13 protein-coding genes are annotated in these 12,083 nt (G+C 42.5%); 4 read left to right on the top strand and 9 right to left on the bottom strand.

Going from position 1 to position 12,083, the window contains the following annotated elements:
* From CH376_RS22440 to CH376_RS22420, 4 genes are all read right to left on the bottom strand, one after another.
* Positions 1-206, bottom strand: a 206-nt coding sequence (locus tag CH376_RS22440) for a TetR/AcrR family transcriptional regulator (RefSeq protein WP_133124672.1), incomplete at its 3' end; no start/stop codon positions are given.
* A 359-nt stretch (positions 207-565) separates the two neighbouring features.
* A complete protein-coding gene (locus CH376_RS22435) occupies positions 566-1,105 on the bottom strand; it encodes a DUF1564 domain-containing protein (protein ID WP_100786852.1) in 540 nt (179 codons plus the stop codon).
* 182 nt (positions 1,106-1,287) lie between these two features.
* The gene (locus CH376_RS22430) at positions 1,288-1,842 is read right to left on the bottom strand and encodes an RNA polymerase sigma factor (RefSeq protein WP_243394781.1); all 555 of its coding nucleotides are present in this window, start codon (positions 1,840-1,842) and stop codon (positions 1,288-1,290) included.
* A 511-nt stretch (positions 1,843-2,353) separates the two neighbouring features.
* A complete protein-coding gene (locus CH376_RS22420; protein ID WP_100786825.1) occupies positions 2,354-2,980 on the bottom strand; it encodes an FMN-binding negative transcriptional regulator in 627 nt (208 codons plus the stop codon).
* Positions 2,981-3,459: 479 nt separating this feature from the next.
* Between CH376_RS22420 and CH376_RS22410 the strand changes: the two genes are divergently transcribed.
* Positions 3,460-4,926, top strand: a complete 1,467-nt coding sequence (locus CH376_RS22410; RefSeq protein ID WP_100786827.1) for a potassium/proton antiporter — start codon at positions 3,460-3,462, stop codon at positions 4,924-4,926.
* Between the two features lie 170 nt (positions 4,927-5,096).
* On the opposite strand, the gene CH376_RS22405 is transcribed toward CH376_RS22410, so the two are convergent.
* Entirely contained in the window at positions 5,097-5,525 is a 429-nt protein-coding gene (locus CH376_RS22405; RefSeq protein WP_100786828.1) for an SRPBCC family protein, read from the bottom strand.
* Between the two features lie 177 nt (positions 5,526-5,702).
* On the opposite strand from CH376_RS22405, the gene CH376_RS22400 reads away from it, so the two are divergent.
* On the top strand, positions 5,703-6,416 hold the full coding sequence (locus tag CH376_RS22400) for an SOS response-associated peptidase (protein WP_100786829.1): 714 nt from the start codon (positions 5,703-5,705) through the stop codon (positions 6,414-6,416).
* Between the two features lie 125 nt (positions 6,417-6,541).
* On the opposite strand, the gene CH376_RS22395 is transcribed toward CH376_RS22400, so the two are convergent.
* Entirely contained in the window at positions 6,542-7,798 is a 1,257-nt protein-coding gene (locus CH376_RS22395) for an AraC family transcriptional regulator (protein WP_338063567.1), read from the bottom strand.
* On the opposite strand from CH376_RS22395, the gene CH376_RS22390 reads away from it, so the two are divergent.
* A complete protein-coding gene (locus CH376_RS22390) occupies positions 7,797-9,527 on the top strand; it encodes a C45 family peptidase (RefSeq protein WP_243394782.1) in 1,731 nt (576 codons plus the stop codon). The two genes, CH376_RS22395 and CH376_RS22390, sit on opposite strands and share 2 nt — an antisense overlap.
* A gap of 36 nt (positions 9,528-9,563) precedes the next feature.
* Here the strand turns inward: CH376_RS22390 and CH376_RS22385 are convergent, their stop codons facing one another.
* The 3 genes from CH376_RS22385 to CH376_RS22375 all read right to left on the bottom strand — a co-directional run bounded on the left by CH376_RS22385 (position 9,564) and on the right by CH376_RS22375 (position 11,282).
* Complete coding sequence (locus CH376_RS22385) at positions 9,564-9,947, bottom strand: hypothetical protein (RefSeq protein ID WP_100786830.1); 384 nt, start codon at positions 9,945-9,947, stop codon at positions 9,564-9,566.
* Between the two features lie 124 nt (positions 9,948-10,071).
* Positions 10,072-10,932 (bottom strand): sterol desaturase family protein, encoded by an 861-nt coding sequence (locus CH376_RS22380; protein ID WP_125231959.1) that lies wholly within the window; start codon positions 10,930-10,932, stop codon positions 10,072-10,074.
* Positions 10,933-10,985: 53 nt separating this feature from the next.
* Positions 10,986-11,282, bottom strand: coding sequence for an ArsR/SmtB family transcription factor (locus tag CH376_RS22375; protein ID WP_125231960.1), 297 nt, complete (start codon positions 11,280-11,282; stop codon positions 10,986-10,988).
* Between the two features lie 185 nt (positions 11,283-11,467).
* On the opposite strand from CH376_RS22375, the gene CH376_RS22370 reads away from it, so the two are divergent.
* Positions 11,468-12,010 (top strand): 2OG-Fe(II) oxygenase, encoded by a 543-nt coding sequence (locus tag CH376_RS22370; protein WP_100786833.1) that lies wholly within the window; start codon positions 11,468-11,470, stop codon positions 12,008-12,010.
* The last annotated feature ends 73 nt before the right edge of the window (positions 12,011-12,083 follow it).

Here is a 12,083-nt window from a genome sequence, read left to right as displayed (position 1 = left end):
ATTTCAAGCGCGGGCGAACGGCTGGAAAAACAAATCGCGGCGGCGGTCAATTCTTCCTTTCCATTGGGAAAATGATGATACAAGGAACCGCTCGGAGTATCGCTTAACTTTAGAATGTCTTTCAACCCGGTTCCGTGAAATCCCCTCTCTTGTAGAAGCTGGGCCGTCGTTTGAATCAATCTTTCTCTGGAGCTAAGTGGTTCCATTTGTTCACGATGGGAGTTGGTCGATTTTTCTGTCAAGGGGAGTTCGTTTTTTTGATTCGATCGAGGATGGAACGGTAGATTCTTTACTGAATAAAATTGAACTCGTTGTGTTCCGATCCGGATTCTTATCATATCTTCTTTTTGCTGAGTTTATAATGAGTTGCTATGAATTTTTACGATTTCCGGCGGGTTCTTGTCGTTTCGATTCGGAAAAAAGTGCGGAGTTATTTGAATCTTTCATAGAAAATTAGGATTTTTGAATGTTTTTTTTTGAGAAACGCCGAGCGCGGGCTTAGGATTTTTCGATCGAAAGCGCGCGTTTGTAATGTTCGATTTTTTTGAATTCTTTAAGCCTGCGGTTAGAAATTATACCAGTCGCGTGGGTCGAGGACGTAAAAAGTGTGGTCGGGTTGGCATTCGAGTTGACGAACGACGGTATTTTCTAAGATATCGAGGTGGAGGATATAACTGTAATTCCTGTGAAAGGTAGGACCTCCCTCATTCATAGTTCTCACAATAGAACTCCCAACTCCGACTTCATCCAACCACAAAAGATAATTGAACAAAAAACAGCGAGACACCCCATGAGCCTGCGCCAGAGTTCCCAGCAAGACCCAACTTCCGGTGTCCAAACGAACATTGATCCTCACCATATTCCCCCGTCCAACGCTCTCCTGATAAGAAGTCTTTCCAGCCCCCTTACCCAAACGTTTCGCGGAAGTTAAATACTTTCCATAAATCCGCAGAAGATTCGGAATCCTCTTCGGCAATCTCTTACGATCTTTCTCGTTATATTGTGACAACTTGAATTTCGAAACGAGAAGAGTAACAACCTCACATTGAGGTTCCTGAAGTCTGGACCTAAGTTCCTGATCGGAATTTAACAATAAGATTCCCATACCGAAAACGGTTCCGGAATATTTCACTGCGGACAAAAAATCCGATTACCGATCCGAAAAAATTCAGTTCATTCTAAAAAAACGAAGCCATCCAAAACTTCAGAAATCATTTAGCTCAAGGACCGCCCGAAATTTAGAATCCCGCGGCATAGATCGAATTTTATCAGATCGGTCCGAAGGAATTAAGAATTTATGTTTACGATACAAAGGAGCATAACGCGGTTCCACATACTCATCAAACAACGTTGACTTTTCCCGCGCACATTCCTGGATAGATAGATCGGAGGGATTCTTTGAAGAATTTTAATTCTTTCAGATTTACGATTCCCAATTCTATTAAAACCTTTTGTCTTTCGAGCGCATCGACAAGGGTTTTCATTACGAACCAATCCACATTTCGAATTCATGAATTGATAGAAATCCTTTCTCGCTCTGGATATTTTTTTCGCTTCGCTTCTTTTCGCCCTAAACGCGTAATTCAAAGCAATCTTGTAGATCCAGGTCGCAAGCCGACTTTCACCGAGAAATTGGGGTAATTTCCCGATCACTTGAATCAAAATTTCTTGAGTGAGATCTGCCGCCGCCTCCGGGTCGTAAAGCAGGTGTAGAACCACGTTGTAAATCCAAGCCTGATAGCCTTTACGATTTTTTCTATGGAAACGGGATCTCCCGATTGAGCCGAAAACGAGAAGACTCTCGTCCTCTTCCGAATATTTTTCTTCAACAAACGAATTCATTCGAACTCGGTCAATTTTTCACAGATTCAAAGGAACACCTTATAGAAAAAATCTGCAAGCCTAGGTGCAGATTCTTTGGATCGGCTTCCGTCATAAATGCGAAGTAAGTATTGCAGGAAGGGCTTGCAGGAACTTTCTCATCGCAAGTTCTGCGGCTTCACGATTTTTCCAATAACCCAAGTCACCCATCGACGTCCTTCCCCTTTGAAAAGTTCTCTCTTCAAAAAGCCGTTCTGCTTTTCCAAAAAGTCCGTTTGAAGGGAAGAAGATGCTGAAAGAAATTCTTCCTCATTATATACCTCCGATAACTAAAAAGGCGCCCATTCCACGACGATTTCCGATCCTATTTCGCTTTCTTGCAGGCCGTTCATAATTATAAAATCTCCAAGATTCGTATTTGATTTCTTAGAACCGCGGCTGGGCAACTGTGACATTTTTTCAAAAAAAAATCGACGCAGATCAGAACCGTTCTACCGAACTTTGCAAAGAATTCTTCCTTTTCCTCATCTTTTTATTGAGAATTCTCTCGACTTAAATTTTCCCGCATCCAACGACCGATCGTCTTAGAATTATCGTCCGCCATCTGTTCAAGTTTTTCCGCCACTCTGGTCTGAATCTCGATCGATTTATTCTGACTCAACTTGAATTTGCCTTCCAATTTTGTGACCTCGATCTGAAACGCAACAAGACCCTTGATCGTTCTCTGAAAGTAAGAATCGTCAAAGTCCAGTTTCCAATCTTTGGAAGGTTCGGTTTCATAAGAAGAAACAAGCTGAGCGACTCTCTCTTGAGTTTGAAGATCGTCCAAAAAACTCAGATTGCCGGATATATGGACTGCAGCGTAATTCCAAGTAGGAACAGAATGCGCTTCCCCAATCCATGTAGGGGAAATATAACAATGAGCGCCCGGAAAGACCACCAAGACCGGACCCTTTATATTCTTCCAATGATTGTTTGCACGAGCAAAATGTCCGAAAAGAAAAAGTTTTCCGGTTTCATTCTTTTCAGGATGAAGAACGATATGACTCGCTTCCAGAGAAGCGTCCGAACCGGAAGTAATAATTCCGAAAGAATTCTCTCGGATAAAGGAGATCAATTTATTTTCATCTGTTTCTTCGAATGCTTTCGGGATATACATAAAGTCAAAACTCCTATATTCAAAAATTTGAATTCACTTCCACGTTTTAAAAGAGCACAAATAAATCCAATTCCTATTTGGACCCTTTTCGAATCCAATCTAATCGAATCATAAAACGACAAAAAAGCGGTTTTCAAAAACGATCCGCTTTCCAAGGATAAAATCTTCAGTTACAAAAACTCCAAAGAAATGGATCTTTAGAATACGGAAGGATTCGATTCTTCCAAAGAAATTTTCCCAAATCCAGGAGTAAAAGTTGCGAAGGAGGAAGCGGAAAACTTGTACGAAAATTCCTTGTACGAATTCGGAGATTTTGAGAAAAAAGGACATAAGACGGTACGAATCCAAGCGCTTCTCGGGTCTAAACAACGACCTGAAAACAACTCCTCGGAGTCATTTCTTGAAACGTTGAAAAAAAAGAGAAAATTCTACTTCTCTTCTGCAATCAATAAAATGAAATCTTTCACCTACGGTATTGAATGGAATTTGAAATCACCACTCTCGTTTTATCCGGACTGATCATTCTCAGCATCGGACTTCTCCGCATTTCTTCCAAGTTCGGACTCCCTTCTCTTCTTCTCTTTCTTTTGATCGGAATGGCCGCGGGTTCGGACGGCCCCGGAGGAATTGATTTTGACAACCCCCTCCTCGCAAGACAAGTGGGTTCGATCGCACTCGCTTATATCCTCTTTTCCGGAGGGTTGGAAACAGAATGGCAAAAGATAAGACCGGTCCTCTGGAAAGGAATCGTTCTTGGGAACTTGGGCGTCTTGATTACGGCGGCGGCGATGGGTTTCTTTTCGGTCTATGTCCTCGGATTTTCGCCCATCATCGGATTTTTGTTGGGAGCGGTAGTTTCCTCGACGGACGCCGCCGCCGTATTCAACGTTCTTCGAACCAGAAACACCGGAATGAAAAAGGGACTCACTTCTCTTTTAGAACTCGAATCGGGAAGCAACGATCCGTTAGCCGTTCTTTTAACGGTTAGTATCTTGAGTCTTTTGGGACCAAACCCGCCGAAAGCGGGAGAATTGGCTCTTCATATTTTTATGCAATTTTCGATCGGAACCGCGGCGGGGCTTGTCTTCGGATATTTGATCTTCAGAGGACTCAATCGAATCAAACTCGAATACGAAGGATTGTATCCGGTTTTGATTTCGGCTTCCGTATTGTTCGTTTATTCCGCGACGGAATTGATCGGAGGAAACCCGTTCTTAGCGGTTTATATCGCGGGACTTGTGTTGGGGAATCAATCCTTCGTTCATAAACGGAGTAATCTCAGATTCTTGGACGGAATCGCGTGGTTGATGCAGATCATCATGTTCTTAACGTTAGGCTTGCTTGTATATCCTAGCAGAATTCCTCCGTTGTTCGGAACGGGAATTCTATTCTCCCTCTTTCTCGTATTTTTCGCGAGACCGACGGCGGTCTTCATCTCGCTTTTTCGATCGGGATACAACGTAAGGGAAAAACTTCTCGTTTCTTGGATCGGACTTCGAGGCGCCGCGCCGATTATTTTGGCGACGTTTCCTTTCGCACAAGGAGTCGAAGGATCTGAGAAAATCTTTCACCTCGTATTCTTTACCGTTTTGATTTCACTTCTCTTTCAGGGAACCAGCGTTCCTCAGGTTGTAAAGTGGTTAGGACTCGACGCACCTCTGGAACAGAGGGCTTCTTATCCGTTCGAATTCGAAAATCGCGAACAGAGCGATTCCAACCTTTTGGAATTCATCGTTCCTTACGGATCGAGCGTGGTAGGAAAGTTCGTCTATTCTTTAAATTTTCCGGAAAACTCCCTGATCACATTGATCTACCGGGGCGACGGACACATAGTTCCAACAGGAAAAACTAAATTAGAAGAAGGTGATGTTCTTCTGATTCTTACCCCGAAAGGAAGCGAAGAAAAAATCCGGGAAATTCTTTCCAAGATCGAGACTCCGGCGTAAAATCACACGGGCGGCTCCTGCTCGCTCGGTTCGAAATAAAAAAACGAACTTCTGCAAATCGCAGGACCGAGCTTGTTCCGCGCTCCGGCTTTCGCCTTCGGTCGTCTCATTCGAGACGACTGCTTCGCACGCTCCACATCTCTGCCGCATTGACCCTAAAAAAGGCAGAATCATTTCTCGAGAATTTCCTTTAAGATCTTCAGAGAATGATCCCAGCCCGAGTTCGAATGTTCATAGGATGTTTCCGTGGGAAAATTTTCCTGTGTTAGAGTGAGAGATGTCGAAGTTCCGTCCAAACCCAACTCCATAGTAATGACCGAATAGTTTTCCGGAATATCCGGAATTCCGGAAAAGGTGCTCCAATAGTCGTATTGAAAGACTTTTTCCTTTTCAAATTTCAGAATGGTTCCGTGATCTCTGTAGGTTTGATTCTCCCAAACCCCCGTAAAAACGATCGGACTTCCGACCTTCCAATCGGAAATCGCTTGAGTTCCGTAAAGATAAAGTTTGATCACTTCCGGATCGATCATCGCATTCCAAACCTTTGAGAGCGGGGCCTGAATGGAAATATTTTTCTTGAGTATTAATTTTTGGTTCATCTTTTCCTCTGAATCAGAAAATCTTTATAGCACAAAATCCGCCCAAAGGATTGTAAAAACGCGACTCATATTAAATTTTTAGAAACGAAGATCAAAACGAGGACCCGAAACACAGAAGCCCGTTCCTATCTTGACGGATTCAATCCGTCTTCAATCCTTGGAAAGAATCCAATCCTTATGTGTAACAAATTTGCACAAACTTCCAGATGGGCAAGATCCAACGCATTTCGCTTTACAAAATCGATAAACGAAGCGCCCGATCGTTACAACGTTTCCTTTACGGAAGGAGCGCTGATCATATTAAAACCCGGAATCGATTACACCGTAGAAGACGCGATGTTCTGGCTGGTTCCTCCCTGGTCCCAGAGTTTAAAATCCGCCTTTGAATTTACGACATTCAATGCTAAATCGGAAACCATCTTCGAACTCAAATCCTTCCGAGAATCGATTCTTCACAATCGTTGTATTATACCTTGCGATGCGATCTACGAATCTCAAGGACCCGCGGGAAACAAACAACCCTATGCGATCCGAATGAAAGACAATGAACCTTTCGGAATGGCCGGAATCTATTCCCGCTGGACGGATCCGCAAACTCGAGAATCGCTCCAGACTTTCTCGATCATCACGACTCCGGCGAACGAACTCTTTTCGCTCTATCATGATAAAAAAAGAATGCCGGTCCTTCTTCCTCCCGAAAATTACGAGGCTTGGCTCGACGAAAAAATGAATTTGAAAGAATCAATATCCGAATTCTTCCAAACCTTCCCTTCCGAGAAGATGAGAGCCTACCCGGTTTCCAAACAAATCCTTTCCCGTAAAAATCGCCTTCAGGGAGAACGATGCCTGGAAGACATCTCCTCCAAGGAGAAATCGGAAAGTCTTTTTTGAAAAAAGGATCGAAGATCCGAATAAATTCAAAATATTTTCAGATATGTATTTCCGGCTCCGGCGGCCGAACCCGCAAAAGACAAAAGCACGTCATAAATATATTTAAAAAATTAGAATATTCTAATTTATTTAAATTCCAACCTTTTCCTTTCCTGTGTTTTATTTTTACGAAAGACGGCCGGCGAAACTCCGGTCGCCTTCAAAAACTGGGAATTAAACGCCGATTTCGAATTAAAACCGACCTCAAATCCTATGTCCAAAACCGCTTTTCGGGAATCTTCAATCAAAAGTTTACAGGCCTCTTTTACCCGATAATGATTTAGGAGTTCGTAAAAACTCATCCGATGCACTTCGTTGAGATAACGGGAAGTCTGGTGCAGGCTCAAACCTAAACCCGCCGCGAGATCGATCAAACGTAAATCCCCGTCTCGATAGAAGGATTTATTTTCCATCAGATCGCTCAAGCGGACGTTAGCCTTCTCTATATCCTCCGAAAGAAGAATCGTATTCTGATACTTCGAATTCCGGATTGCGACCGTCATCTCGTTGAAAAACCCCGGATGATTTTCACGAAGGACGAACAACAAAAGAACGACCGTGCTGATGCAACTCGCTCCCAGCTTAAAAAGAATTTCGTTTTTAAGAAAGAAAGCGGATCCGATCATTACGTTCGCAAAAACGGGTAAAAGAAGAATGGCCCAAACCAACTTCAATTCATAGATCTCGTATCTTTCAGAAATTTGACGATAGACCCGAAGACATAAAATGGAATAGAATGAAACTTGAATGCACGCCAAAAAAGTCGCAAAGTGAATCGGATCCCATTGAAATCGAGTCGAACTATGAAAGATAAGTTCCCTGAGTTTGTCCGATTCTTGAAAATAATAAACGACTTCAAACAAAAAAAATAAAACTGAAGGAACAAAATGAAACCAATATCTAAAGACGATTTCATTCCATAAGATCCGTTCTTCTGAAATTTTTTGAAGATGAGATCTCACGTAAACGTAAACGAGCGGCCCTACCAGAGTGATCGAGGTGAATAAAAGAAAAAACACGTAAGGAAATCCGAGAAGATCCGGTTCGAAATACCAAGAATACCTGAGTAGAATGCTACCGGTAAGAAAAAGAATTACCACGAGAGTTTTATCGATCTCACTCTTCTTTATGAGTTCTAAGATCGAATAAAAGAAAGCGTTCCCCGCTCCGAAATAAACGAAGTAAGTCAAACCCGAATTCAGAAATTCCATAACTTCTTTCGACTCCACATTTAAAAAATCGGATTCGGTTCTTACTATCAAAGACCTATCCGATAAGACCGCACAGCCCGTCCGATCGGTGAGGTCGATACCGATTCTTTGCTGTGATATCGTCGACTTCATGAACCGTCAAACACATCCGCTTGCAGTATTACAATTGAAAGGAACCCAGGAAGAGATGGGAATCCAATTCGGAGAAATCATGAAGACTATCGGACAATTCGAGCCGATCTTCGATTATTATCCCGTAATGGCGCGCAATCTTCTATTGGGAAGTCTGCCTAGAAATCGAAGAAACATACTCGCCAAAGGATTCTTATCCATCTTTCTTAAATTGGCTCAAAATCAAATGCGAAGACATCGACCTGCGGATTTTTCCAAAAGGACAATCGCCGCGCTTAGAGCGGCCGGTCAAAGCCCTAAAACCGAAAGAGATCTTTTTACGATGGACGCGTTTCAAAACTCCGTGGGCCTTTTGGGAATGATTCAAATGTTACCCGAACTCGCGCACGTAGGAGAAATCGGAAGAACACAACTGGCTCCGGCGTGCACGAGCGCGGTCGTCTGGGGAAATCGGAGCAAGGATGGAATGTTGTACCACGCTCGAAATTTCGATTTTCCCGGAGTAGACGTCTGGGATCTAAGACCGATCGTCGTATTTTGCAATCCCGTAAAAGGACTTAGATACGGATACGTCACTTGCAGAGGAGCGGACGCACCGGGTATCACAGCGTTTAACGAAGCGGGTCTAACTCTATCTTTCCATACGAGGTTTCATAAGAAGGTGGGATTTAGCGGATTAGGAGTCATCGACTTCGGACATAAGATCATATCCGAAGCGACTAACATTGATGAGGCGGTTGAGATCGCGCGAAAACACAAGATCGATTCTACTTGGGGTGCGATCGCAACCAATTATCAAGAGAAAGGACCGAAAGCGGCGATCATAGAAACAAACTACGGGGATATGGATGTGATCTATTCGGAACCGGGTTCGGAATCGATCGTTAACACCAATCACTATCTAAGTCCGAAATTACAAGGCGGTGAAATTGTGGCTTCTCCCGTATTCTACAATCACAGTTTAAGTCGGTACAAAAGGGCTCATGAAATTCTCGCGAGTCAATCTTCCAGAGGAACGAGCGTAAAAGATCTGCAAGAATTGTTAAACGACACGATCGATCAACAGAGCGGAGAATCCAGAATCATGGGATCTACAATTCGTCAGGTAACTTCCGTGAAATCGGTAGTGATGAGTCCGGAAGCTCAAAAACTGTATGTTTCGACTGGATGTGCTCCGACCGGCGGCGGACCTTATCTTGAAATTCCGATCACCTGGTCCGAAACTCCGGGTTATAAAATTATAGATCCTAAAGAAGATTCAAAAAATAAAAAGAATCAATCCAAGAATGACGCAGCGATTCAACATTACAAAGAAGCGATGTTGATCAACGACGATTCGAAACTCGGAGGAGTAGCCGAAATTTTGGACCATTTGGAAAAAGCAAAAGGGTTTGTCCAAAAGGATCCGTCCATCTCGTTTCTCCAGGCGATTCTTAAATTGGAGACGGGACAATGGAAGGAGGCTTCCGATCTTTTCGAAGAATCATCACAATTGGAAACCGGTCCTTGTAGAAAAGCGCAATCTCAACTCTGGTGGGCGAGAACACAATCCGTGCTTGGAAAAAAGAAATCCGCTTCTCAACTTTACGATCAAGTAAAGAACGGCCCGAACACGATCGACGGAATGATCTGGAAACAAAAAGCGAATTTGGACAAAGGATCCTATTCCAAAAGAAAACTCCGTCAAGTTTCGCCTAACTTTCTATTGGTGGACGCGAACGAATTGTAAATGGATCCCGAACCCGCTTTACTTCCGCTCTCTTGATTAAAACAAATGAAAGATCGCAAAAACGAGCAAGATAGATCCAATGAGCAAGGCAATACTTCCGAATAAGAAATAAAAAAAACCGAAAATTCTCGCTAAAAAGTCCGGAATCTCAGGTTCAAAGACGCCGGGAATCACCGATTGTTTCGCCCTTCCCGTGATCATCACCGATAAACCGAATTTAGTTGCGAACAAAGTTCCAGCGCTCAGGAAAAAAGGGGAGATCAGCCAAAAAACCGCATCCGATCTTTTTTCGAAAAATTCGCGAAGAAAAGGAATAAAAACAAAGGCCAACAGAATACCGGTACTTACAAAAGTGGGAATGACCGAAACCTCTCCGATCCTTTGAATGACGTCTAACTTTCTTTTTAAAAATGAAATCATAATCCTCGGTTGATTTTAACAACAGTCGTTGTTAAAACGATTGCAAAGTTTTTAGAAGTTCTACAAGAAAGAATCTTGAGCGACAAGCAAATATAATCGAGCCCGCTATCGCTCAAGAAAAGGTTTAAGAACATTTACAAATTGGAAATAGAAATTGTTTGATTAAGGATCCAGAAGGATAGGTCCGGGGTTCGAATAAGCCGACGGATAGAGAATCTATCTTTCGATCCGGCAAAAAATAAGATCCGAATATTTGATCCCAAACGGAAAGAGCGCCGGAACTAAAATTACGATTCCCTTCGGACGGAATTCGAGAATGGTGCCAACGGTGCAACTCACTCATATTAAAGATCCTATTTAGAATCCCTAAGCGGAAATCGATATTCATATGATTAAAAATCGATACAAAATTATTCAGCAAACCGACGATCATCACCGCTTCAGTTTGCAGGCCGAGAATCACGGAAGGCAATAATAGACCCGCCGTATTCCAGACGGTGTTAATCGGATGAGAACGAAAAGCGTTCATCCAATACAACTTCTTTGGAGAATGGTGAATCGCGTGCGCTCTCCAAAAAAAACCTCCTCCAATATGAGCGATCCGATGTAACCAATAAGGAATGAAACCTGACAACGACATTCCGAGAATCACTTGAAAGAGCAATGACGTCTTTCCTAGATTAGGCGACTCGATCCCAAATAAACTCATCAACCCGATCGTGATCAGAGTGATCGTATTTCCAGTCAGAGGGGCCAAGGCCGGCTGGATGAGAAAGAAGACGAAATCCGATTTAAGATCGGAATCCTTCCGGTTCCATTGATCCTCGAACGGAATCAATCTCTCTAAAAGAATTCCCGCTAAAACCATAACGGAAATCGATCCGTAACCGACCCATACATTTCCCTGACTCTGAAAGAGAATCCAAACAAACGTAAAAAATAGAATCGGAAATCCGACTCGTTTCAAAATATCTTTCAAATTCACAACCACGCTATACTCCTAAATATCTAAATTTAACGATATTTTAAATAAAAAAATCAACAACACCCGCGAAGGTAACCGTTAAGTTTGGATAAATGTTCCAGAATCTTTTCCCTATTCGGTTTATAGTAGACTTCTTTTCCCAATTTCCTTCTAAGCAGAATACCGCCTTTTCTTAGCTGATTCAAGTGAGTGGAAATTGTGGACTGCCCTAACCCTGAAATTTCGACCAGTTCCCCCACGGTTTTTTCTTTACCATCCGTAAAGGAGACGAGCAGATTTTGGCGAGTCTCACTGGCTAAAGCGGATAAAAATTCTTGAACCTCCGAATCCAATCCTTGATTTTTTTTCATATCTATATATCTATAATTAACGATATATTCTTTATTGTAAACCGAAAAACTAAAATATTTCAAGAATATATCCGCAAAACGCGGATCTCGTTCCCTCCCGTAAAATTTTCGTTCGCCGAATCTTTACCCTTATATTTAGCAAGAATCGGGTTTTAAGAATACCGTCAAAGCGATATACTTTAGAAATGAAAAGCCGCTCAAACAATCGCAAACCGGATTCTAAAATCCGGATCCATTCTAAAATTAAAAAAATCGATTGGTCTCTTATGACTAGAGAACTCAACGAAAAAGGGTTTGCAGTCGCCCCAAGATTGCTTTCGGTTATCGACTGTAAAAATTTTCTCCTAATCTACGATCAACCCTCGCTCTATCGCAAAACGATCACGATGGAACGATATAGATTCGGATCGGGAGAATACAAATATTTCGATTATCCGTTGCCGGATTCCGTTCAAAATATCAGAGAATACTTATATCCTTATTTGGCTCCTATCGCAAACGTTTGGATGCGCGTATTGAAAATTGATAAGAAATTTCCGGATCAACTTTCTGAATTTCAAAATCTATGTCGCAATAACGGACAATCTAAACCGACACCCCTCGTTTTAAAATACGGAGCAGGCGGATTCAACACTTTACATCGGGATCTTTATGGAGACGTTTACTTTCCGATCCAGGCGGCCATATTCTTAAACGAACCCGATCAAGATTACGAGGGCGGAGAATGATAGTGTCCTTAAAGTTTCGCACAAATGAGAACTTGAGAAGAGCTCTCCTCACACGATCAAGCCATGAGCTTTA

The sequence above is a fragment of the Leptospira adleri genome (genome assembly GCF_002811985.1).
Classification (GTDB): Bacteria; Spirochaetota; Leptospiria; order Leptospirales; family Leptospiraceae; genus Leptospira; species Leptospira adleri.
The sequence above is the reverse complement of the archived record's forward strand: the minus strand, read 5'-3'. Positions and strand labels throughout refer to the sequence as shown.